This is a genomic window from Blastococcus sp. DSM 46786, assembly GCF_900109665.1.
GTDB classification, from domain to species: domain Bacteria; phylum Actinomycetota; class Actinomycetes; order Mycobacteriales; family Geodermatophilaceae; genus Blastococcus; species Blastococcus carthaginiensis.
In genome coordinates, this window is record NZ_FOAO01000011.1 from 101427 (window position 1) to 123533 (window position 22107).

General features: G+C 76.5%; 24 protein-coding genes. 20 read left to right on the forward strand and 4 right to left on the reverse strand.

The annotated features are described in order from the left end of the window. The first annotated feature begins 133 nt into the window (after window positions 1–133). The 15 genes from BMW62_RS11815 (at window position 134) to BMW62_RS11885 (ending at window position 14885) form a co-directional block, all read left to right on the forward strand. Window positions 134–1726, forward strand: a complete 1593-nt coding sequence (locus BMW62_RS11815; protein ID WP_091931057.1) for an AMP-binding protein — start codon at window positions 134–136, stop codon at window positions 1724–1726. Further along, complete coding sequence (locus BMW62_RS11820) at window positions 1719–1976, forward strand: glutaredoxin family protein (RefSeq protein ID WP_091931058.1); 258 nt, start codon at window positions 1719–1721, stop codon at window positions 1974–1976. The genes BMW62_RS11815 and BMW62_RS11820 overlap by 8 nt, the downstream gene beginning before the upstream one ends. Before the next feature lie 249 nt (window positions 1977–2225). After that, on the forward strand, window positions 2226–2885 hold the full coding sequence (locus tag BMW62_RS11825; protein WP_091931059.1) for a redox-sensing transcriptional repressor Rex: 660 nt from the start codon (window positions 2226–2228) through the stop codon (window positions 2883–2885). After that, window positions 2882–4288: a glutamyl-tRNA reductase gene (locus tag BMW62_RS11830; RefSeq protein ID WP_091931060.1), complete on the forward strand. Its 1407-nt coding sequence runs from the start codon at window positions 2882–2884 to the stop codon at window positions 4286–4288. The genes BMW62_RS11825 and BMW62_RS11830 overlap by 4 nt, the downstream gene beginning before the upstream one ends. Next, the gene (gene hemC / locus BMW62_RS11835) at window positions 4285–5271 is read left to right on the forward strand and encodes a hydroxymethylbilane synthase (RefSeq protein WP_091931061.1); all 987 of its coding nucleotides are present in this window, start codon (window positions 4285–4287) and stop codon (window positions 5269–5271) included. Before BMW62_RS11830 ends, hemC begins: the two co-directional genes overlap by 4 nt. Window positions 5272–5362: 91 nt before the next feature. Continuing rightward, window positions 5363–6907, forward strand: coding sequence for a bifunctional uroporphyrinogen-III C-methyltransferase/uroporphyrinogen-III synthase (locus BMW62_RS11840; protein WP_091931062.1), 1545 nt, complete (start codon window positions 5363–5365; stop codon window positions 6905–6907). Then, window positions 6904–7953 (forward strand): porphobilinogen synthase, encoded by a 1050-nt coding sequence (gene hemB / locus BMW62_RS11845; protein ID WP_091931063.1) that lies wholly within the window; start codon window positions 6904–6906, stop codon window positions 7951–7953. The genes BMW62_RS11840 and hemB overlap by 4 nt, the downstream gene beginning before the upstream one ends. A 19-nt stretch (window positions 7954–7972) precedes the next feature. Further along, complete coding sequence (locus tag BMW62_RS11850; RefSeq protein ID WP_091931119.1) at window positions 7973–8452, forward strand: hypothetical protein; 480 nt, start codon at window positions 7973–7975, stop codon at window positions 8450–8452. Continuing rightward, complete coding sequence (gene hemL, locus BMW62_RS11855; RefSeq protein WP_091931064.1) at window positions 8449–9816, forward strand: glutamate-1-semialdehyde 2,1-aminomutase; 1368 nt, start codon at window positions 8449–8451, stop codon at window positions 9814–9816. The genes BMW62_RS11850 and hemL overlap by 4 nt, the downstream gene beginning before the upstream one ends. Then, the gene (locus BMW62_RS11860) at window positions 9813–10445 is read left to right on the forward strand and encodes a histidine phosphatase family protein (protein WP_091931065.1); all 633 of its coding nucleotides are present in this window, start codon (window positions 9813–9815) and stop codon (window positions 10443–10445) included. Before hemL ends, BMW62_RS11860 begins: the two co-directional genes overlap by 4 nt. A gap of 59 nt (window positions 10446–10504) precedes the next feature. Beyond that, window positions 10505–11068: a TlpA family protein disulfide reductase gene (locus BMW62_RS11865; protein WP_244523991.1), complete on the forward strand. Its 564-nt coding sequence runs from the start codon at window positions 10505–10507 to the stop codon at window positions 11066–11068. 2 nt (window positions 11069–11070) lie between these two features. Next, a complete protein-coding gene (locus BMW62_RS11870) occupies window positions 11071–11895 on the forward strand; it encodes a cytochrome c biogenesis CcdA family protein (RefSeq protein ID WP_091931067.1) in 825 nt (274 codons plus the stop codon). Next, the gene (locus tag BMW62_RS11875) at window positions 11892–13538 is read left to right on the forward strand and encodes a cytochrome c biogenesis protein ResB (protein WP_091931068.1); all 1647 of its coding nucleotides are present in this window, start codon (window positions 11892–11894) and stop codon (window positions 13536–13538) included. Before BMW62_RS11870 ends, BMW62_RS11875 begins: the two co-directional genes overlap by 4 nt. Beyond that, on the forward strand, window positions 13531–14475 hold the full coding sequence (gene ccsB / locus BMW62_RS11880; RefSeq protein ID WP_091931069.1) for a c-type cytochrome biogenesis protein CcsB: 945 nt from the start codon (window positions 13531–13533) through the stop codon (window positions 14473–14475). Before BMW62_RS11875 ends, ccsB begins: the two co-directional genes overlap by 8 nt. A gap of 116 nt (window positions 14476–14591) precedes the next feature. Beyond that, window positions 14592–14885 (forward strand): hypothetical protein, encoded by a 294-nt coding sequence (locus BMW62_RS11885; protein WP_091931070.1) that lies wholly within the window; start codon window positions 14592–14594, stop codon window positions 14883–14885. A 15-nt stretch (window positions 14886–14900) separates the two neighbouring features. Here the strand turns inward: BMW62_RS11885 and BMW62_RS11890 are convergent, their stop codons facing one another. Next, the gene (locus BMW62_RS11890) at window positions 14901–15113 is read right to left on the reverse strand and encodes a hypothetical protein (RefSeq protein WP_091931071.1); all 213 of its coding nucleotides are present in this window, start codon (window positions 15111–15113) and stop codon (window positions 14901–14903) included. 96 nt (window positions 15114–15209) lie between these two features. On the opposite strand from BMW62_RS11890, the gene BMW62_RS11895 reads away from it, so the two are divergent. Next, complete coding sequence (locus BMW62_RS11895) at window positions 15210–15647, forward strand: Lrp/AsnC family transcriptional regulator (RefSeq protein ID WP_091931120.1); 438 nt, start codon at window positions 15210–15212, stop codon at window positions 15645–15647. Next, a complete protein-coding gene (locus BMW62_RS11900) occupies window positions 15640–15966 on the forward strand; it encodes a DUF4229 domain-containing protein (protein WP_091931072.1) in 327 nt (108 codons plus the stop codon). Before BMW62_RS11895 ends, BMW62_RS11900 begins: the two co-directional genes overlap by 8 nt. Window positions 15967–15972: 6 nt before the next feature. Here the strand turns inward: BMW62_RS11900 and BMW62_RS11905 are convergent, their stop codons facing one another. Together BMW62_RS11905 and menE are read right to left on the reverse strand one after the other, a co-directional pair. Beyond that, complete coding sequence (locus BMW62_RS11905) at window positions 15973–16842, reverse strand: 1,4-dihydroxy-2-naphthoate polyprenyltransferase (RefSeq protein WP_091931073.1); 870 nt, start codon at window positions 16840–16842, stop codon at window positions 15973–15975. Continuing rightward, window positions 16842–17963 (reverse strand): o-succinylbenzoate--CoA ligase, encoded by a 1122-nt coding sequence (gene menE, locus BMW62_RS11910; RefSeq protein WP_244523993.1) that lies wholly within the window; start codon window positions 17961–17963, stop codon window positions 16842–16844. The genes BMW62_RS11905 and menE overlap by 1 nt, the downstream gene beginning before the upstream one ends. 90 nt (window positions 17964–18053) lie before the next feature. Between menE and BMW62_RS11915 the strand changes: the two genes are divergently transcribed. The 3 genes from BMW62_RS11915 to BMW62_RS11925 are packed head-to-tail and all read left to right on the forward strand — an operon-like array spanning window position 18054 to window position 21455. Next, complete coding sequence (locus tag BMW62_RS11915; RefSeq protein WP_091931075.1) at window positions 18054–19016, forward strand: o-succinylbenzoate synthase; 963 nt, start codon at window positions 18054–18056, stop codon at window positions 19014–19016. Then, window positions 19013–20692, forward strand: a complete 1680-nt coding sequence (gene menD / locus BMW62_RS11920; protein WP_091931076.1) for a 2-succinyl-5-enolpyruvyl-6-hydroxy-3-cyclohexene-1-carboxylic-acid synthase — start codon at window positions 19013–19015, stop codon at window positions 20690–20692. Before BMW62_RS11915 ends, menD begins: the two co-directional genes overlap by 4 nt. Before the next feature lie 55 nt (window positions 20693–20747). Continuing rightward, entirely contained in the window at window positions 20748–21455 is a 708-nt protein-coding gene (locus tag BMW62_RS11925; protein ID WP_211435093.1) for a helix-turn-helix domain-containing protein, read from the forward strand. Here the strand turns inward: BMW62_RS11925 and BMW62_RS11930 are convergent. Next, window positions 21437–22012 carry a dihydrofolate reductase family protein gene (locus tag BMW62_RS11930; RefSeq protein WP_091931077.1) on the reverse strand — a complete coding sequence of 192 codons (576 nt, stop codon included), beginning with the start codon at window positions 22010–22012 and terminating at the stop codon, window positions 21437–21439. The two genes, BMW62_RS11925 and BMW62_RS11930, sit on opposite strands and share 19 nt — an antisense overlap. Between the last annotated feature and the right edge of the window lie 95 nt (window positions 22013–22107).

Sequence of the window (22107 nt, forward strand, 5' to 3'; positions counted from 1 at the left end):
GGGCGCGCGCGGGCTGCGGCGCGTGCCCCATGGTGACAACATCGCCCGTGCCCGTCCACGGCAGCCTGCCCCCGCGCGCCCCCGGACGCGCGGCGGGCCGGGTTGCGCGCCGCTCCGACGACAGGAGATGTCAGTGCCCGAGGCAGGCACCTCGCTGGCCGCGCTGGTCCGCGCCGCCGCCCAGCGCGACCCCGACGCCCCCGCCGTGGTGGCCGGGGACCGACGGCTCAGCTGGGGTGAGCTGGACGCGGCCGCGGACCGGGTCGCGGCGGGGTACGCCGGCCGCGGGTTGAGCGCGGGGGACCGGGTCGCCGTCCAGCTGCCCAACGGGGTGGACTGGCTGCGGGCGGTGCTGGGCGGGCTGCGTGCCGGTCTCGTCGTCGTCCCGGTGAACACCGCCTACACCGACCCGGAGCTCGAGCACGTGCTCACCGACTCCGGGGCCGCGCTGCTGGTCGCCACCGGCGTGCGCGACCCGCTCGACGGCGTGCCGGTCTGCCCCGGGCCGCCCGAGGCGGACGGGCCGGCGCCCGCGGTGCCCGACGACCCCGCGGCGCTTGCCTTCCTCTGCTACACCAGCGGGACCACCGGCCGTCCGCGGGGCGCGATGCTCACCTCGGGTGCGCTGCGCGCCAACCAGGAGCAGTGCCTGGCCATGACGCCGCCGCCGGTGCGTCCCGACGACCGCGTGCTCCTCGTGCTGCCGCTGTTCCACGTGTACGGCCTCAACGCCGGCTTCGGGCTGGTCGCGGCCACCGGGGCCTGCGCGGTCCTCCAGGAGAGCTTCGACCCCCGCGCGTCGCTGGCGGTCATGGCGGAAGAGCAGGTCACCGCCGTGCCGGGTGCCCCGCCGATGTACCAGGCCTGGCTGGCCGCGGCCGACGCCGGCAACCTCGAGGACCCCGCCCACCCGGACGCCGAGCTCCGCCGGGGGTTCGCCGCCGTCCGCAGCGCCTCCGCCGGTGCCGCCCCGCTGCCCGAGGAGGTGTGGACGGCGATGCGCGAGCGCGCCGCCGTCACCGTCTGGGAGGGCTACGGCCTCACCGAGGCCGCGCCCGTCGTGGCCAGCACCCTGGCCACCGGCCGCGCCAAGCCCGCCTGCATCGGCGGCCCGGTGCCGGGGCTGGAGCTGGCGCTCCGGGACACCGCGGCCGCGGCGCCGCTCCCGGGCGACGACGACGCCGGCACCGCGGACGCCGAGGACGGCGCCGACGAGGGCCCCGGCGAGATCTGGGTGCGCGGCCCCAACCTGTTCTCCGGCTACTGGCCCGACGGGGCCGACGGGCCCGATGCCGAGGGCTGGCTCGGCACCGGGGACCTCGCCTACCGCGACGCCGACGGGGACCTGCACCTGGTGGACCGGCGCAGCGACCTCGTCCTCGTCAGCGGTTTTAACGTCTACCCGGCCGAGGTGGAACGCGTGCTCGACCAGCACCCCGCGGTGGTGGAGAGCGCGGTCATCGGCGTCCCCGACGCGCGCACCGGGTCCGCGGTGCGGGCCGTCGTCGTCCCGGCGCCGGGGGAACGGCTGGCGGTGGAGGAGCTGCAGGCGCACGCCGCGGGGTCGCTGGCCCGGTACAAGGTGCCCACGTCGGTCCACTTCCTCCCGTCGCTGCCGCACTCGCTCACCGGCAAGGTCAGCCGGGCCCGCCTCCGCGAGCTCGGCCTGCCCGGCACCGACGACGCGGCGACGGCGCCCGCCGACGCGGGGGGCACCGGTGGCTGAGCGGCTGCAGCTGCTGGTGCGCGCGGGCTGCCACCTCTGCCTGACCGCGGCCGAGCAGCTGGCCCCGATCGCCGCGCGCGCCGGCCTGGAGCCGGCCCAGGTCGACGTCGACGCCGACCCTGAGCTGCAGGCCGAGTACGGCGACCGGGTGCCGGTGCTGCTCCTCGACGGCCGGGAGCACTCCTACTTCACGCTCGACGTCCCCCGGCTGCGACGGGACCTCGGGCTGCCGGAGGGCACCGCCGGCTGAGCGCCGGCGGGCCACGGGGGTGCACCCCCCGTCCGGGTGGCGGCCGCCCGGTGGTTATCGTGGTCTCCACCACATCTGTGACCCGATCGGTCCAGGTCAGCGGCCCGTCGCCGCCCCGGCGACTTTGTTCCTGCGTTCACAAGCGGTTACCGTGGCGGACGCGAGCGCTTCGAGCGCCCGCGTCCCCGATGTCGTAGCCCCGCCCCCGGCGCCCGCCGGGCCCCCGGGCGCGACCGCTGTGGAGAGCCCGTGATCCAGCCGCGGCCCCGGTCGATCCCGGAGGCCACCGTCGCCCGTCTGGCCGTGTACCTGAGGGTGCTGACCAGCTTCGCCGACGGCGGCCGGACCACCGTCTCCTCCGGCGACCTCGCCTCGGCCGCCGGGGTGAACCCCGCCGGGCTGCGCAAGGACCTGTCCCACCTCGGCTCCTGCGGGGTGCGCGGGGTCGGCTACGACGTGCGCGCCCTGCGCGAGCGGATCGCCCGCGTGCTGGGCGCCGAGCGCTCGCGCGCCTGCGTGCTCGTGGGGCTCGGCAACCTCGGCTCGGCGCTCGCCGACTACGCGGGGTTCGGCAGCCGGGGCTTCGAGTTCGTCGGCCTGCTCGACGCCGCGCCCGAGCGCGTCGGCCAGCGCATCGGCGGGCTGACGGTGCAGGACGTGGCCGACCTGGAGGCGGTGGTCGCCGCCACGCAGGCATCCATCGGGGTCATCGCGACGCCGGCCGACGTCGCCCAGCAGGTCTGCGACCGGCTCGCCGCGGCCGGGGTGAGGAGCATCTTGAACTTCGCGCCGGTGACGCTGTCGGCCCCCGCGGGCGTCGACGTCCGCCACGTCGATCTCTCCGTGGAGCTGCAGGTGCTGGCCTTCCTCGGCCAGCAGCGGGTGCCCGTGGGGGAGGCGTCGGCATGAGTCTCCTGGCCGTGGGCGTGAGCCACCAGACCGCACCGGTCGCGCTGCTGGAGCAGTTCGCGATGGGTCCCGACGAGCGGGTCAAGGCGCTGCACGAGCTGGTCGGCAGCGACCACGTCAGCGAGGCCCTGGTGCTGGCCACCTGCAACCGGGTCGAGGTGTTCGCCGAGGTCGAGCGCTTCCACGGCGGCGTCACCGACGTCAGCCGGGTGCTGGCCCGCCAGGCCGGCGCCACGGTGGAGGAGCTCTCCCCGTACGTGACCGTGCACTACGAGGACCAGGCGGTGGCCCACCTGTTCACCGTGGCCGCCGGGCTGGACTCCATGGTGGTCGGGGAGACCCAGGTGCTCGGCCAGCTGCGCGCCGCCTACGCCCTCGCCCGCGAGGAGGGCACGGTCGGTCGCGCGCTGCACCCGGTCGCCCAGCGCGCGTTGCGCGTGGGCAAGCGGGTGCACTCCGAGACCGGCATCGACCGGGCCGGCGCCTCGCTGGTCTCGGTGGCCCTCGACCGGGCCGAGGCCCGCATCGGCGTCCTCGCCGGTCGTCCCGTCCTCGTCGTCGGCGCCGGCTCCATGGGTGCGCTCGCCGCCACCACGCTGGCCCGCCGCGGCGCCGACGTGGTGGTCAGCAGCCGCACCCCGGCGTCCGCCGAGCGGCTGGCCGAGGCCGTGGACGGCCGCGCCGCGCCGCTGGCCCGGATGGGCGAGGAGATCGCCGCCGCCGACGTGCTGGTCACCTGCACCGGCGCGACCGGGCTGGTCGTGGGCACCGACGTCGTCGCCGGGGCGATGACCGGCCGGGGCGACCGGCCGCTGGTGGTCATCGACCTCGCGCTGCCCCGCGACGTGGACCCCGGCGTGGCCGCGCTGCCCGGCGTGCACGTCGTCGACCTGGCTCTCCTGCAGAGCGAAAATCGTGGGGGTCTCCTGCAGAGCGAGAACCGTGGAGCTCTCCTGCAGGGCGAGCGGCGCGACGGGGAGACCACCGCCGGACCGGTGGCGGCCGACGACATCAGCACCGCCCGCGCCATGATCGAAGCCGAGACGGCGCTGCTCCGCGCCGAGCGGCAGGCCGCCGAGGTGGGCCCCACGGTCTCCGCGCTGCGCAGCCAGGCCGCCGAGGTCGTCGACGCCGAGCTGCTCCGCCTGGCCGGCCGGCTGCCCGACCTCGATGCCCGGGCCCGCGCGGAGATCGCCCGCACCGTGCGCCGCGTCGTCGACAAGCTGCTGCACGAGCCCACCGTGCGGGTCAAGGAACTGGCCGCCACGCCGGGCGGCACCGACTACGCCGGCGCGCTGCGGGCACTGTTCGGGCTGGGCATCGACGCCGATGTCACGCCCGGCGCCGGCCGGCTGGCCGACGCCGTCACCGTCGACCCCGACCGCCCGGGAGGCCCGGCATGACCGCCACGGACGTGCAGGTCACCGCGACCCCGGCCTCCGGCACCGCGACCCCGCTGCGGCTGGGCACCCGGGCCAGCGTGCTGGCCCGGACCCAGTCCCGCGCCGTCGCCGACGCCCTGACCGCCGCCACCGGCGTGCCGGTGGAGCTGGTGCTGATCAGCACCGAGGGCGACCGGTCCTCGGCGGCGATCGCCCAGCTGGGCGGCACCGGCGTGTTCGTGACCGCGATCCGCCGCGCCCTGCTGGACGGCGAGGTCGACCTGGCGGTGCACAGCTACAAGGACCTGCCCACCGCGCCCGAGCCGGGGCTGAACCTGGCCGCCGTGCCGGTGCGGGAGGACCCGCGGGACGCCCTGGTGGCCCGCGACGGGCTGACCCTCGGCGGGCTGCCGCCCGGCTCGCGGATCGGCACCGGCGCCCCGCGCCGCGTCGCCCAGCTGCGCGCCCTCGGCCTCGGCCTGGAGATCGTGCCGATCCGCGGCAACGTCGACAGCCGGCTCGCGCGGGTGGCCGGGTCGCCCGGCGGCCCCGGTGACCTGGACGCCGTCGTGCTCGCCCGGGCCGGCCTGAGCCGGATCGGCCGCAGCGACCGGATCACCGAGACCCTCGACCCGCTGCAGGTTCTCCCGGCCCCGGCCCAGGGGGCGCTGGCGGTGGAGTGCCGCACCAGCGACGCCCGCACGCGCGAGCTGCTGGGCCGGCTCGAGGACCCCGCCACGCGCGCCTGCGTGGTGGCCGAGCGCGCCACCCTGGCCGCGCTCGAGGCCGGGTGCAGCGCCCCGGTCGCCGCCTACGCCGAGGTCGCCGAGGGGGAGAGCGGCCCCGAGCTGTTCCTCCGCGCGTCGGTGACCGCCCTCGACGGCAGCGACTCCGTCCGCGGGTCGGCCACCGGACCGCCGGCCGACGCCGCGGCGCTCGGACGGGGCCTCGCCGCGGAGCTGCTCGACCGGGGCGCGGCCGCGCTGATGGCGGCCCGCGAGTGACCTCCCGCCCCACCCAGACCCCAGAAGACGCCCGAACGCCTCGGGCCATACCAGACGCCCGACCTCGTCGGGCCAGGATCAGGAGCACGCCATGACGCGCTTCCGCAAGACCGCAGGCCAGTCCGGCCGGGTCGTGTTCGTCGGCGCCGGCCCGGGTGACCCGGGCATGCTGACCGCCCGCGCGAGCGCCGCGCTGGCCGAGGCGGCGGTGGTGCTCGTCGACCCCGACGTCGCCCCGGCCGTCCAGGACGCCGTCCGCGAGGCCAACCCGGGTACCGAGCTCACGCCGGTGTCCGGGGAGCCCGCGGAGGTGGCCAAGGGCGCCGTCGCGGCGGCCAGGAACGGCGCCGTCGTCGTCCGGCTGGTGACCGGCGACCCCTACACCTCCGACGACGTCGTCAAGGAGGTGCTCGCCGTCGGCCGCACCTCCGTGCCCTTCGACGTGGTGCCGGGCGTCGCCACCGCCACCGCCGTCCCCGCCTTCGCGGGCGTGGCGCTGGGCAGCACCGCGGTGACCGCGGACCTGCGCAGCGGCGTGGACCTCCCCGCGCTGGCTGGTGCCGCCGCGTCGGCCGGGGGCACGCTGGTGCTCCAGGGCACCGCCGACCAGCTCCCGGACGCCGCCGTGCGCCTGGTGGAGGGCGGCCTCGCCGGCAGCACCCCGGTGGTCGTCACCACCGGCGGCTCCGGCACCGGCCAGAAGAGCCTGGTCACCAAGCTGTCGGCCGTGGCGGAGAAGACCGCCGGGCTGGACCCGCTCAGCGGGCAGGTGGTGGCCACCGTCGGCACCGCCGTCGACAAGCGCGGCCGGCTGTCCTGGTGGGAGAGCCGCCCGCTGTTCGGCTGGCGGGTGCTCGTGCCGCGGACCAAGGACCAGGCCGGGGAGATGAGCGACCGGCTGCGTGCGTACGGCGCGGTGCCGGTGGAGGTGCCGACGATCGCCGTCGAGCCGCCGCGCAGCCCCGCGCAGATGGACCGCGCCGTCAAGGGCCTGGTCACCGGCCGCTACGGCTGGATCGTCTTCACCTCGGTGAACGCGGTGAAGGCCGTCCGGGAGAAGTTCGTCGAGCTGGGCCTGGACGCCCGCGCCTTCGCCGGCGTGAAGGTCGCCTGCGTCGGCGAGCAGACGGCCGACGCGGTGCGGGACTTCGGCATCCAGCCGGAGCTGGTGCCCACCGGCGAGCAGTCCAGCCAGGGCCTGCTGGCCGACTTCCCGGAGTACGACGACGTGCTCGACCCGATCGAGCGGGTGCTGCTGCCGCGCGCCGACATCGCCACCGAGACCCTCGCGGCCGGGCTGGTCGAGCGCGGCTGGGAGATCGACGACGTCACCGCCTACCGGACCGTGCGGGCGGCCCCGCCGCCGGCCGCGGTGCGCGAGGCGATCAAGGGCGGTGGCTTCGACGCCGTCTGCTTCACCTCGTCGAGCACCGTCCGCAACCTGGTCGGCATCGCCGGCAAGCCGCACGCCAAGACCGTGGTCGCGGTGATCGGGCCGGCGACGGCGGCGAGCGCCCAGGAGTTCGGCCTCCGCGTCGACGTGCAGCCCGAGACCGCCGCCGTCGCGCCGCTGGTCGACGCGCTCGCCGAGTACGCCCTGTCGCTGCGCGAGGCGGAGGACGGCGAGGGCAAGTGACCGGCGGGGGTGGCGGGGCGGGACAGGCGCAGGGCGCCAACCCCGGCTTCGCGCGCGGGCGCCGGCTGCGGTCGACGCCCGCGCTGCGGCGGCTGACCGCGCAGACCCGGGTGGCCCCGGCCGACCTGGTGCTGCCGGTCTTCGTCAAGGAGGGCATCGACGCACCGGTGCCGATCGGCTCCATGCCCGGCGTCGTCCAGCACACCCAGGACTCGCTGCGGAAGGCCGCGCACGAGGCGGCCGAGGCCGGCGTCGGCGGGCTGATGCTCTTCGGCATCCCGTCGGGCAAGGACCCGGTCGGCTCCCAGGCCGACGCCGCCGATGGCGTGGTCAACGTGGCGCTGCAGCACCTGCGGGCCGACCTCGGCGACGAGCTGGTGCTCATGGCCGACCTCTGCCTGTGCGAGTACACCGACCACGGGCACTGCGGCGTCGTCACCCCCGCGAGGGGTGGGTTCCGGGGGCAGGGCGGGGAACTCGTCGTCGACAACGACCCGACCCTGGACCGGTACGCCGCGGTGGCGATCGCGCAGGCGCAGGCCGGCGCCCACCTGGTGGCGCCCAGCGGGATGATGGACGGCCAGGTGGCGGCGATCCGCGCCGGGCTGGACGGCGCCGCGTTGACGGAGGTGCCGATCCTGGCCTACGCGGCCAAGTACGCCTCCGGCTTCTACGGCCCGTTCCGCGAGGCCGCCGAGGGCGCTCCGCAGTTCGGCGACCGGTCGACCTACCAGATGGACCCGCCGAACGCCGACGAGGCGCTGCGCGAGGTCGCGCAGGACCTCGCCGAGGGCGCCGACGCGGTCATGGTGAAGCCGGCGCTGCCCTACCTGGACATCGTGGCGCGGGTCGCCGAGGCCGTGCAGGTGCCGGTGAGCGCCTACCAGGTCAGCGGCGAGTACGCGATGGTCGAGGCGGCCGCCGCCAACGGCTGGGTGGACCGCGAGCGGGCCATCCTCGAGACGCTGGTCGCCATCCGCCGCGCGGGCGCCGGTCAGGTGCTCACCTACTGGGCCGTCGAGGCGGCGCGGCTGCTGACCCGCTGACCCGGGGGTGGTCGGGGACGTGACGTACGTCGAGCCCGGGGGCTCCTGGCGGCCGTTCTGGCTGGTCGCCGGGGTCCTCGGGCTCTTCGTCGCCTGGGACCTGCTGCTGCCCGGGCCCGACGTCCCGCCGCTGGTCTGGGTGCTCACCCTGGTCGGGGTGCCCGGCGTGGTCGCGATCGGCTGCCTGTCCGCCCGCCGGGTGTGGACGGTGCGGGTGGACGCCGGCGGCCTGACGGTGGGCCGGGAGCAGGTGCCGCTGCGCGACGTCGACGCCACCGCGCTGCGGGAGGCCGACGTCGGGGTGGACGCCGGTGCACCGGTGCTCGGTGGTGGCTGGTCGCTGCCGCGCGGTCGCACGGGGCTGCCGCTGCGGCTCGCCGACGGCCGGACGGTGCTGGTCCCGACGCGGGACCCCGCGGCGCTGCGGGCCGCCCTGCTCGGGAGTGTGCGCGATGCCTCCGACCGGTCGCCGGGCGCAGAGGGGACACTGGGGACGTGACCTCGCTGGACAACCCGCCCTACACCTACGAGGCCCCCGTCTCGGACGGCCTCTTCGCCCGCGGTCAGGAGATCACCCCGGGCGGGGTGAACAGCCCGGTGCGCGCCTTCCGCGCCGTCGGTGGCACGCCGCGCTTCATGGCCGAGGGCTCCGGTCCCTGGCTCACCGACGCCGACGGGCGGCGCTACGTCGACCTGGTCAGCTCGTGGGGGCCGATGATCCTCGGCCACGCGCACCCCGCCGTCGTCGAGGCGGTGACCGCGGCCGCCCGCCGCGGCCTGTCCTTCGGCGCCCCCACCGAGGGGGAGCTGGAGCTCGCCGAGGAGATCGGCAGCCGGATGGCCCCGGTGGAGCGGGTCCGGCTGGTCAACTCGGGCACCGAGGCGGTGCTCTCGGCCGTGCGCCTGGCCCGCGGCGCGACCGGCCGCCCCCTGCTGGTCAAGTTCGCCGGCAACTACCACGGGCACGTCGACGCGCTCCTGGCCTCGGCCGGCTCGGGCGTGGCGACGCTGGGGCTGCCGGACACCCCCGGTGTGACGACGGGAGCCGCCGCCGACACGGTCGTACTGCCCTACAACGACGTCGCCGCCGTCGAGGCGGTCTTCGCCGAGCGGGGGGCGCAGATCGCCGCGGTCGTCAGCGAGGCCGCCCCCGGCAACATGGGCGTCGTGCCGCCGCTGGACGGCTTCAACGCCGAGCTGCGGCGGATCACCGCCGCGCACGGCGCGCTGCTGGTCCTCGACGAGGTCATGACGGGGTTCCGCGTCTCGCGGTCGGGCTGGTACGGCCTGGACCCGGTCGACGCCGACCTGTTCACCTTCGGCAAGGTCATGGGCGGCGGGCTGCCGGCAGCGGCCTTCGGCGGGCGGGCCGACCTCATGGACCACCTCGCGCCCAGCGGGCCCGTCTACCAGGCCGGGACGCTCTCGGGAAACCCGGTGGCGGTCGCGGCGGGGCTGGCCACGCTGCGGAACTGCACCGACGAGGTCTACGCGCGCTGCGACGAGGTGTCCGCGGTCCTGCGGGGCGCCGCCAGCGCGGCGCTCTTCGCCGCCGGGGTGCCGCACCGGGTGCAGCAGGCCGGCAGCATGTTCTCGATCTTCTTCGTGCCCGACGAGCGGCAGGTGCGCGACTACGACGACGCCCGCACCCAGGACGTCTCCCGCTACACCGCGTTCTTCCACGCGCTGCTCGCCCGCGGGGTCTACCTCCCGCCGTCGGCGTTCGAGTCGTGGTTCGTGAACGCGCAGCTCGACGGCGAGGCCCTCGACCGGGTGCTCGAGGCGCTGCCCGCGGCGGCCCGGGCCGCCGCCGAGGCCGACGCCCACCGCACCGGCGCGGTCGACAGCGAGCGCTCCTCGTGACCACCACCGTCGTCCACCTGCTCCGGCACGGGGAGGTGCACAACCCCGCCGGCGTGCTCTACGGCCGGCTGCCCGGCTACCGGCTGTCCGCCGCCGGCGAGGCCATGGCGGTCGCGGCCGCGGAGTGGTTCCGCGGGCGGGACGTCGCCCACCTGGTGTCCAGCCCGATGGAGCGGGCCCGGCAGACCATCCGCCCCCTGGCCGAGGCCACCGGGCTGGAGGTCGCCGTCGACGAGCGGATCATCGAGGCGGGCAACGCCTTCGAGGGCACGGTCGTCGGCCGCGGGGGCGGCGTCTTCCGGGCACCCCGCAACTGGTGGAAGCTGCGCAACCCCGTGCAGCCCTCCTGGGGCGAGCCGTACGTCGAGATCGCCGCGCGCATGATCGCCGCCGTCGAGGCCGCCCGCGACGCCGCCCGCGGCCACGAGGCCGTGCTGGTCAGCCACCAGCTGCCCATCTGGACCACCCGGCTGCACGTCGAGGGGCGCCGGTTCGCCCACGATCCGCGCCGCCGCGAGTGCTCGCTGGCCAGCGTCACCTCGCTCACCTACGAGGACGACCGCTTCGTGGGCGTCTCCTACGCCGAGCCGGCCGGCGCCACCGATCCCGACGCGGTGCCGGGCGCATGACCACCCCACAGAAACGCTCCGCTGGCGCTCCACGTTTCCGCGGGGGCCCCGGGAGGCGGGTGCTCACGGCCGTCCTGGCGGCGGCGCTGCTCACCGGGTGCAGCACCGGCTCCGACGCCGTCGACGTCAACAACGGCGGCGAGTTCCGCTTCGTGGCCGGCACCCCGGCCGGTGAGGTGATCCCCCCCGGCGAGCGGCAGGCCGCGCCGCGGTTCACCGGTGAGCTGCTCGACGGGAGCGCCTTCGACTCGGAGGCGCTGGACGGCGAGATCGCGGTGATCAACTTCTGGGGTTCGTGGTGCCCGCCCTGCCGGGTGGAGACGCCCGAGTTCCAGGAGGTCTACGGCGAGGTCGGGCCCGAGGGGGTCGAGTTCCTCGGCATCAACGTCAAGGACGACCGCCAGCTCGCCCAGGCCTTCCTCGACGGCAAGGAGATCACCTTCCCGTCGCTGTTCGACCCGCGCGGCGAGGTGGCCCTGGCGTTCCGGGACTACCCGGCCAACGCCATCCCGTCCACCATCGTGCTGGACCGGCAGGGGCGGGTGGCCGCGGTGCACACCGCGGCCGTGCAGCAGGAGGACCTGCGGACGGTGCTGGACCAGGTGCTGGCGGAAGGAGCCTGACCGTGGGGGAGACCTTCGCCGGCCTGGTCACCGACGGGCCGCTGCTCGTGGCCGCGGGCATCGCCGCGCTCGTGGGGCTGATCAGCTTCGCCTCGCCCTGCGTGCTGCCGCTGGTGCCCGGCTACCTCTCCTACGTCACCGGGCTGGTCGGCAGCGGCACGCGGACGGCGGCCGCCGCACCCGCGCCCGCCGGCGGTGGGACGGCGACGGCGGTGCGGGCGACGGTGGACGAGCGCGCGCCGCGGGGCCGGATGGTGCTCGGCGCGCTGCTGTTCGTGCTCGGCTTCACCCTCGTCTTCGTGGCCTTCGGCGCCGCGTTCGGCGGGCTGGGCCGCCTCCTGGTGGAGCACGCCGACACCCTCAACCGGGTCTTCGGGGCGATCACGGTGGTCGTCGGGCTGGGCTTCCTCGGCTGGCTGCCGCTGCTGCAGCGCACCAAGCGCCTCACCGCCCGGCCGGTCGCCGGGCTCGCCGGTGCCCCGCTGCTCGGGATCGTCTTCGGGCTGGGCTGGACGCCGTGCCTGGGACCGACGCTCGGCGCGGTCTACTCGCTGGCCGTCTCCGAGGCCACCGCAGGGCGCGGCGCGCTGCTGGGCGTCGCCTACTGCCTGGGTCTGGGCGTGCCCTTCCTGCTGGTCGCGCTCGGCGCCCGCTGGGCCGTCGGCGCCACGTCGTTCCTGCGCCGGCACGCCCGTGCGGTCACCCGCTTCGGCGGCGCCGTCCTGGTGCTCATCGGCCTGCTGCTGCTCACCGGCGCGTGGACCGAGATGATGGGCTGGCTGCGCTCGTGGCTGGCGGCCACCGGCTTCGGGGACTCGGCCCTGTGAGCGTCGAGGCACCCCCGCGCCCGGCCGCACCCGCCCCGCCCCCCGGGCCCTCGGCGGGCCGGCGGCTGGGCGGTCTGCTGCTGCGCTGGTGGCGGCGGCTCACCGCGATGCGCACCGCGATCGTGCTGCTGTTCCTCCTGGCGCTGGCGGCCGTGCCGGGCTCGCTGCTGCCGCAGCGCGCGCTGTCGCAGAACAACGTCAACCAGTACTTCGCCGACCACCCCGAGCTCGCCCCGGTGCTCGACCGGCTCTACCTGTTCGACGTCTTCAGCTCGCCGTGGTTCGCCGCGGTCTACCTGCTGCTGTTCGTCTCGCTGATCGGCTGCGTCGTGCCGCGCGCCGCCGAGCACGCCCGCGCGCTGCGCACCCCGCCGCCGCCGGCCCCGCGGAACCTGCTCCGGCTCCCCGACTCCGGCCGCCTCGCCGCGCCGGCCGCCCCCGGCGCCGCGCTCGACGTCGTCGAGGAGGAGTTGCGGGTGCGCCGGTTCCGCGTCGTGCGCCGCGACGGCGGCGATACCCGTTCCGCCGGGTCCAGCGGCAGGGGCCCGGAGCTCTCGGCCGAGAAGGGCTACCTCAAGGAGACCGGCAACCTGGTCTTCCACCTCTCCTTGCTCGCCCTCCTGCTCGGTCTGGCCGGCGGGAAGCTGTGGGGCTACGAGGGCAGCATCCTGGTCACCGAGGGGCAGGGTTTCTGCAACTCGTTCCAGCAGTACGACACCTACTCCGCCGGTCCGCTGGTCGACAGCGGCGACCTCAACCCGCTCTGCGTCGACCTCGACCAGTTCACCGCCGAGTACGAGGAGAACCTCACCGCCGCCTCGTTCACCGCCGACATCCGCTACGGCGCCCCGGCCGGCGAGGAACGCTCCCGCACCATCGGCGTGAACGACCCGCTGCGCCTCGACGGCGACCGCGTCTACGTCACCGGCCACGGCTTCAGCCCGACGTTCACCGTGACCGTCCCGGACGGGACGACGTTCACCGACCTGACCGTGCCGTTCCTGCCCAGCGACCAGCAGACGTTGGCCAGCGAGGGCGCGCTCAAGCTGCCCGACATCCCGGGGCGCGAGGAGCAGCTGGCGCTGGAGGGCTTCTTCGCCCCGACGGGCCTGGTGCAGGGCGGCGTCCTGACGTCGGTCGACCCGCGGCCGCTGGCCCCGCAGGTGGCGGTGATCGCGTACTCCGGCTACCTCGGCCTGGACTCGGGGCTGCCGCAGTCGGTGTACTCGCTCGACCAGAGCCAGATCGAACGCGGCCGGCTCACCGAGGTCGGCTCGGCGAACCTCTCGGTGGGGGAGTCGTTCGACCTGCCCGACGGCACCCGCATCACCTTCAGCGGGGTCAAGGAGTTCGCCGCCCTGCAGTACTCGCACGACCCGGGCCAGCTCTGGGTCCTGGGCGCCGCGATCGCGCTCCTCGGCGGGCTGCTCGGCATGCTGCTGCTCCGCCGCGAGCGGGTGTTCGCCCGGGTCGAGCCCTCCGCCGGGGGCGGCGGTACCGTGCTCACGCTGGCGTCGCTGACGCGCGGCGGTGGCGAGAGCGGGCCCCGGTTCGACGCCCTGTCCGACGACCTGCGGGACGCGCTGGCCGCGGCCCCGCCCGCCCGCACCGCACCCGATCCGGAGGTCCCCCCGCGTGACTGACTCCTCGCTGGCCGAGCTGTCGGACAGCCTGTTCTCCGTGAGCGTCGCGCTCTACTCCGTCGCGCTGCTCGCCTTCTGCGCGCAGCTGGCCTTCGGCCGGCGGGTGGTACGCAGCCGGGAGCTGGCCGCCGTGGGCGCCGGCGCGACCGGCGCCGCCCCCGAGCAGGCCCCGGCCGCCGAGACCCCGCGGGGCAACCGGTGGGGGCTGGTCGCGATCGGGCTCACCGTCCTGGGCGCGCTCACCCACACCGGCATCCTGGTCACCCGCGGCATGGCGACCGACCGGCTGCCGTGGGGAAACATGTACGAGTTCGCCACGGCGGTCGTCCTGGTCGCGGTGGTGGCGTACGTGGTGCTCGCGGTGCGCACGCCCAACCTGCGGCACATCGGCGTCTTCGTGCTGGGGCCGGTCGTGCTGTCGCTGGTGGCCATCGGGCTGGGCCTCTACACCGAGGCCGCGCCGGTGGTCGCCGCGCTGCGGTCGGCCTGGCTGGCCATCCACGTCACCGCGGCCATCCTCGGCTTCGGCATCTTCATGGTCAGCGGCATCGCCAGCGTCCTGTACCTGGTGAAGGCCCGCCCGGGTGCGGACGAGGGCGGCGGCGTCGTCTCGCGGCTGCCCGCGGCCGCCACGCTCGACCGGGTGGCGCACCGCACCGCGGTGCTCGGCTTCCCGATCTGGACGTTCGCCGTCATCGCCGGCGCCATCTGGGCCGAGGCGGCCTGGGGCCGGTTCTGGGGCTGGGACCCGAAGGAGACCTGGTCGTTCGTCGCCTGGGTCGTCTACGCGGCCTACCTGCACGCCCGGACGACGCCCGGGTGGCGGGGGCGCACGGCGGCGTGGGTCAACGTGGTCGGCCTCGCCGTCATGATCTTCAACCTGACGTTCGTCAACCTCGTCTCCAGCGGGCTGCACAGCTACGCCGGGGTGGAGTGACGCCCTCCCCCGTCGGGGCGGGACCGCGCCGGCAATGCTGCCCGTTGTCGGGCCCTCGTGCTTCCATGCCCCCATGGAGCTGACCAGCAGCGCACCGGCAGGCGGGAAGACGGCCCGTGGGTAGGCACGAGGCGCCCGAGGGCGCGTCGCCGCACCCGCTCGTCGCCGCGGCGCTCGCCGGCCGGCCGGCCGAGGCCGCCGGTGGGCACCGCCACGAGCCCCGGGCCGCGGCGGAGGAGGGGGACCTGGGCTGGCCGGGGGACGAGCCCGCCCCCGGCGGCGGGGGGCTCGGGTGGCCGGGCGACGCCGCCGCCGAGCAGCAGGCGGAGGCCACCCTGCCGCCCGTTCCCGCGGAGGTGCCCCCGCGGCGCGGCTGGCGCCGGTTGTTCGGCGCGGAGCCGGCGGCCTAGCTCAGTCGGCCCAGCTCAGGTCGGGGAGCCGTCGTCCCGGCGGGCCCGCCGCTCCAGCTCGCGGAGGAACTCCGGGTCGTCGTCCGGCGCCACGAACTTCACCGGGCCCTTGGGCCGCTGAGGACGGCGCGCGGGACGCACGCTCCCCTCGGGCCCGGCGTTCGCCGCGGCGCGCACCACCAGGGCGACGACCACGACCGCAACCACGAGAACCACCAGGAACACCACGGGCCCACCCCCTCGTCGGACTCCAGCGTACGTCGGCGGCGATACTCGGTGCCGCACAACCGACAGCGGTACCCCGGGGCAGGACGGAGAACCACCATCGACGCCGTGGATCGGCAGCTGGTCGAGCTGCTGAGCGCCAACGGGCGCGCCAGCTACGCCGAGCTCGCCCGGCAGGTGGGGCTCTCCTCGCCCGCCGTGCACGAGCGGGTCGGCAAGCTGGAGGCGGCCGGGGTGATCCTCGGCTACCGGGCCGTCGTCGACCCGGCGGCCGTGGGGCTGCCGGTGACCGCGCTCGTCAGCCTGATCGAGAGCGACGCCGTCGACGACCCGCGGGTGCAGGACGAGCTGCGCGCGCTACCGGCCGTCGAGGACTGCTGGCGCGTGGCCGGCGGTGAGGACTACGTGCTGAAGGTGCGCGTGACCGACATCGCGGCACTCGAGGAGGCGATCGACGCGTTGAACCGCATCAGAGGGGTCGCACGCACGAGGACGACGGTCGTCCTCTCGACCAAGTGGGAGGGCCGTCATGGCTGATCAGGACCAGAACCCGGCCGGTGCGCCGGTGGGCCCCGCGGGGGGCGCGGCCTCACCCCCGAAGGTCCTGCCCTGGCTGCTGCTGTACACCGTGGGGCGGTTCGCGATCGCCGCGGCGCTCGTCCTGGTCCTCTGGTGGGCGGGTCTCGGCAGCTTCGCGGGCCTGCTGTTCGGCCTGCTGCTGTCGATGCCGGTCTCCTACGTGCTGCTGCGGCCCTCGCGCGAACGGCTCACCGAGGCGCTGGCGGCGCGCAGCGTCGCCCGGCGGGCGGCCCGCGAGGACCTGCGCGACCGGCTCAGCGGCGGCGCGGCCGAGTAGCCGCGCTCAGCTGATCGCGAGCCCGGCGGCCAGGAGGACGCCGGTCCCCAGCGTCAGCACGCCGGTGGACGCCAGCACCGCGATGAGTGCCGGTCCGCGGCCGCCCGCCAGCACCGTCCGCGCGGGGGCGAGCGCCAGCGGCGCGGCGGCCAGCGCCAGCAGCGCCCACGGCCGCGTGATGCCGACCGCGGCGACGACGACGAACGGGACGACGAGCAGCGCGGCGTAGAGCAGCCGCGTGCCCCGGTCGCCGAGGAGCACCGCCAGCGTGCGCTTCCCGACCCGGGCGTCGCCCTCGATGTCGCGCAGGTTGTTCACCACCAGGATCGCCACGATCAGCAGGCCGATCGGCACCGACACCGCGAACGCCAGCCCCGGCAGCGTGCGGGTCTGCACGTAGGTGGTGCCGACGACGGCGACCGGGCCGAAGAAGACGAAGACGAAGACCTCGCCCAGGGCCCGGTAGCCGTAGGGGAGCGGGCCGCCGGTGTAGGTCCAGGCCGCGGCGATGCAGACCGCGCCCACCGCGACCAGCCACCAGCTCGACAGCGCCGCGAGCGCGAGCCCGGCGACCCCGGCGACGGCGAAGGCCGCCAGCGCGGCCACGAGCACCTGCCGGGCCGTGGCGGCGCCGGAGCCGACCAGCCGCATCGGGCCGACCCGGTCGGCGTCGGTGCCGCGCTTCCCGTCGGAGTGGTCGTTGGCGTAGTTCACCCCGACCTGCAGCGCCAGCGCCACGACCAGCGCGAGCAGCGCGGGTACGAGCCGGAACCCGTCGAGGGCCACCGCGGCCCCGGTGCCGACGAGCACCGGCGCCACCGCCGCGGGCAGGGTGCGGGGGCGGGCGCCGGCCAGCCACTGGGCAGGGGTGGCCATCAGACCTCCGGGGTGCGGGCCGCGACGGCGCGGCGGTCGGGCTTGCCCGTGTGCAGGGTGGGGATCGCTTCGACCAGGTGCAGCTGCCGCGGCGCCGCCGGAGCGCCGAGCCGCTGCGCCACCCACGGGCGCAGGTCGGCCAGCGCGGGGACGGCCCCGGGCGCCGGGACGACGGCGGCGACGACGCGCTGCCCCCACTCCGCGTCGGGCCGGCCGAAGACGACGGCGTCGGCGACGGTGGGGTGCTCGCGCAACGCGGCCTCCACGGCGGCGGGCGCCACGTTGACCCCGCCGCTGATGACGACGTCGTCCAGCCGGCCGTGCACGGTGAGCCGCCCGCCGGGGTCGAGCGCGCCGGCGTCGCGGGTGCGGAACCAGCCGTCGGCGAAGGCGGCCGCGGTGGCCTCCGGGTCGCCGCGGTAGCCCAGCGCCAGCACCGCGCCCGCCAGCTCGATCCCGCCGTCCGCGATGCGTACGCGGACCCCGTCCAGCGGCACGCCGTCGTAGACGCACCCCCCGGCGGTCTCGGTCATGCCGTACGTCGTGACGACAGCGACGCCCTCCGCCCGGGCGCGGGCGAGCAGTGCGGGGTCGGTGGCCGCGCCGCCCACCAGGACCGCGTCGAAGGCGCGCAGCGCGTCCGGTTCGGCGTCGAGGGCCCGGCGCAGCTGGGTGGGGACCAGCGCGGTGTAGCGCCGGTCGCCGGCCGGCATGCGGGCGACGGCCGCGGCGAGCGGCTCCCCGGCGCCGAGGCGGGTGGCGGTGCGCCCGGCCAGCAGCGAGCGGCAGAGCACCTGCAGCCCGGCGATCGCCGACACCGGCAGCGCCAGCAGCCAGCTGCCGGGGCCGCCGAGCCGGTCGAGGGTCGCGGTCGCGGATGCCCGCAGCGCGGCGGCGGGCAGCAGCACCCCGCGGCCGCCGCCGGTCGAGCCCGAGGTGACGACGACGAGGTCGGTGCCCGGCTCCAGCGGCTCCTCGGGGCGGAGCACGGCGCGGGCAGCGTCGACCACGGACGGCGGGCCGGCGGGCAGCACGGCCAGCGGGCGCTCGCCGTCCAGCGCCGCGCGGACGTCGTCGTCGGAGAGCTCGCCCGCGGCCACGAGGGTCAGCTGCCGAGCCACGAGGGACGAGCCTATGCGGCCCCCTGCAGGGACCCGGCACGAGCCTGCGAGTGGTGGGGGGCAGGGGGTCCTTCTCATAGGCTGATCACCGTGACCGCCCTCCCCGCCGCCGCGCTGCCGGCGGGGATCACCGCGCTGGCGGTCTACGAGGTGCCGCTGCGCACCCGGTTCCGGGGCATCGACGTGCGCGACGGCGTGCTGCTGCGCGGCCCGGCCGGCTGGGGCGAGTTCTCCCCGTTCTGGGACTACGACGCCGTCGAGAGCCGCCGCTGGTGGGCCGCCGCGGTCGAGGCCGCCACCGAGGGGTTCCCCGAGCCCGTGCGCGCCAGCGTGCCGGTGAACGTCACCGTGCCGGCGGTCGACGCGGAGCGGGCGCATGCGATCGTCGCCGCCTCGGGCTGCCGCACCGCCAAGGTCAAGGTCGCCGAGCCGGGGCAGACGCACGAACACGACCGCGCCCGGGTCGAGGCGGTGCGCGACGCGCTCGGCCCCGGCGGCGCGATGCGGGTGGACGCCAACGCCGCCTGGGACGTCGACACCGCGGTGCGGCGGATCCGCGAACTCGACGCCGCCGTGGGGCTGGAGTACGTCGAGCAGCCCTGCGCCACCCTGCCGGAGCTGGCCGCGCTGCGCCGGCGGATCGACGTCCGCGTCGCCGTGGACGAGGGGGTGCGCCGCTCGGCCGACCCGCTCGCCGTCGACCTGCGGGAGGCCGGCGACGTCGTCGTCCTCAAGGTGCAGCCGCTGGGCGGCGTGCGGGCGGCGCTGCGCGTGGCGGAGGCCCACGGGCTGCCCTGCGTCGTCTCCTCGGCGCTGGAGTCCTCGGTCGGCATCGCGGCCGGTGTCGCGCTGGCCGCCGCCCTGCCGGAGCTGCCGTTCGCCTGCGGCCTGGCGACCGTCGCGCTGTTCACCGCCGACGTGTCGTCGTCCCCGCTGCTGCCGGTGGACGGCGCGCTGCCGGTGGTGCGGCCGGAGCCCGACCGCGTCCCTCCCGCCGGCGAGGGGACCGTGGCCCGGTGGCTGACCCGGATCGACGAGGTGCTCGCCGCGTGAACCCCTCCACCGCCTTCGCCCGCGTGCTGGTCGACGAGCTGGTCCGCGGTGGCGTCACCGACGCCGTGCTCGCCCCCGGCTCGCGGTCGGCGCCGCTCGCGCTGGTGCTCGCGGCGGCCGAGCGGGACGGCCGGCTGCGGCTGCACGTGCGCATCGACGAGCGGACGGCGGCGTTCCTCGCGCTCGGCCTGGCCAAGGGCTCCGGCCGCCCGGTGCCGGTGGTGACCACCTCGGGGACGGCGACCGCGCACCTGCACGCCGCCGTGCTGGAGGCCGACGCCAGCGGGGTGCCGCTGCTGGCGCTCACCGCCGACCGGCCCCCGGAGCTGCGCGCCACCGGCGCCAACCAGACGATCGAGCAGGCCGGGCTGTACGGCGCCGCAGTCCGCTGGGCCGCGGACGTCGGCGTGCCCGAGGCCGGCCGCGAGGAGGAGCAGAACCGCTACTGGCGCTCGCTGGCCGCCAAGGCGCTGACCATCGCCTCGGGCACGCTCTCGGCCGACCCCGGGCCGGTGCACCTGAACCTGGCGCTCCGCGAGCCGTTGATGCCCGACGACGAGCCCGCGGAGCTCACCGGGCCCTGGGCGGGCCGTCCCGGGAACGCCCCGTGGACCGCGGCGCAGCCCTCGCCCGGGTTCGCCGCGACCGCGCACCGGCTGCCGCCCCGGACGCTGGTGATCGCCGGGGACGGCCCGCTGCACGCCGCGCCCGGGCTCGACGAGACGTTCCCCTGGCCGGTCGTGGCCGAGCCCAGCAGCGGGTGCTGGGGCGGGCCTGGTGCGCTCCGCGGCGGGGTGCTGCTGCTCGGGGTGGTGGACTGGCTGGCCGCGCACCGCCCGGAGCACGTGCTGGTGATCGGCCGGCCGACGCTCTCCCGGCCGGTCAGCGCGCTGCTCGCGGACCCGGCGGTCACGGTGGAGACGGTCAGCGCCTTCCCGCGGTGGGCCGACGCGGGCCGGTCGAGCACCCGCGTCTCACGGGTGTTCGCCGGGTTCGACGACGCCGGGGCCGACGCGGGCTGGGTGCGCGCCTGGCGTTCGTCGGCCGACCGGGTGGGGGCCGCGGTGGACGCGGCGCTCGACGGCGCTCCGGCGCTGACCGCCGCCCGGCTGGCCCGCGACGTCGTCGCCGCGCTGCCCGCGGGGGCGCTGCTGGTGCTCGGCTCCTCGACGCCGGTGCGCGACGTCGACCGGCTGGCGGTGCCGCGCGCCGACGTCACCGTGCTCGCCAACCGCGGCGTCGCGGGCATCGACGGCACCGTCTCGACGGCCGTGGGGGCCGCGCTGGTGCACGGCGGGCCGGCGTTCGCGCTGATGGGCGACCTGACGTTCCTGCACGACCTGACCGGGCTGCTGCTCGGCGAGGGGGAACCGCGGCCGGCCCTCACCGTGGTCGTGCCCGACAACGACGGCGGTGGGATCTTCGCCCAGCTCGAACCGGGGCAGGACCGGCACGCCGCGGACTACCGGCGGGTGTTCGGCACACCGCACGGGCGCGACCTGGTCACGGTCGCGGAGTCCCTGGGCTGGCCGGCGACGCGGGTGTCGACGCCGGCGGAGCTGCAGGCGGTGCTGGGGCTCGGCGGCCCGCAGGTCGTCGTCGTCGGCACCGACCAGCGCGCCGAGGCCGAGCTCGCCGGACGGCTGCGGCAGGCGGCCGCCGCCGCGCTGGGCTGACGGCCGGGTGCGCCGGCCCGTCGGCAGGGCGCGCACCCCGCGATACGTTCCCGCCGTGGGCCTGGAGATCGAGACGCGTGCGTCCGACTCCCCGTGGATCTCCTCGGTGTGGACGAGCCGCAGTGCCGGGGTGTCGCAGATGACGTCGGTGGCGTCGGAGACCTGGGGCCTCGTGTTCTGGGAGCAGGACGGCGTGGCGCATGCGGCCGTCACGGGTCCGGAGACCCGCACGGGCACCGCCCCGGTGCCCGAGGGTGCCGCCTTCGTCGGCATCCAGTTCGCGGTGGGCACCTCCCTGCGGAAGGTGCCCACCTCGGCCCTCGTGGACTCGGGGATCGAGCTGCCCGACGCGACCGGACGGCACTTCCGACTCCACGGCGACCGCTGGGAGACGCCCCGCCCGGATGATGCCGAGGCCCTGGTGGAGCGGCTCGTGCGCAGCGGGTCCGTCGTGCGCGACCCCCTGGTCGTCTCGGCCCTGCGCGGAGGCGGCGTGCCCGGTTCCGATCGCACGCTCGAGCGCCGCTTCCGGGCCGCGACGGGCCTGAGCCGGGGTGCGATCGAGCAGATCGGACGCGCCCGCGCCGCGACCACCCTGTTGCTGGGCGGGGCGACCGCCGCCGCCGTCGTCGCGGACCTCGGCTACTACGACGAGCCGCACCTCGCCCGCGCGCTGCGCCGGTACATCGGGCGCACCGCCGGTCAGCTGCGCGGCGGGACCGGCGGTGCGCTCGCCCTCACGGCTCAGCGCACGACGTCGTAGAGGGCCTTGATGACGCCGTTCGAGTACGACTCGGACTCCCGCAGCGACAGCTCCCGCCGGTCCTCGTCGGTCCGGCTGAACACGCTCTTGCCCGAGCCGAGCAGGACCGGGAACACCAGCACGTTGTAGCGGTCGATGAGGTCGGCGTGGGCGAGGTTCCGCGCCAGCTCCGCGCTTCCGTGGATGAAGATCGCGCCACCCTCGGTCCGCTTGAGCGCGGCGACGTCCTCGGTCGTCCGCACGATCTCCTGGGGACCCCAGCCGTCGACGAGCGCGTCCTCGCCGAACGAGCCGGACACGACGTACTTGGGCAGGTCGCGGTAGGCGATGTGGTCCTCGGAGGCGGGCCAGCTGCTGGAGAACGCCTCGTAGCTGCGCCGCCCGAACATGAGGGCGCTCGTCTCCTCGAGCTCCTCGGCCTTGAGCGCGAACGACTCCGGGACGAACGGCGTCCGCAGCACCCAGCCACCGCTGGGGTGGCCCTCGACGGCTCCGCCGGGGGAGTCGACGACACCGTCCAGGGTCATGAAGCCTGTCCAGACGAGTTGGCGCGGCATGGTGTGCCTCCACTGATCAGGGGGACTCGTTCCCCTCGGCTCGGGCGGCGCCCTCGTGCCGTCCCTCTGCCATGACCGTAGGGAGCCCGGCGTCC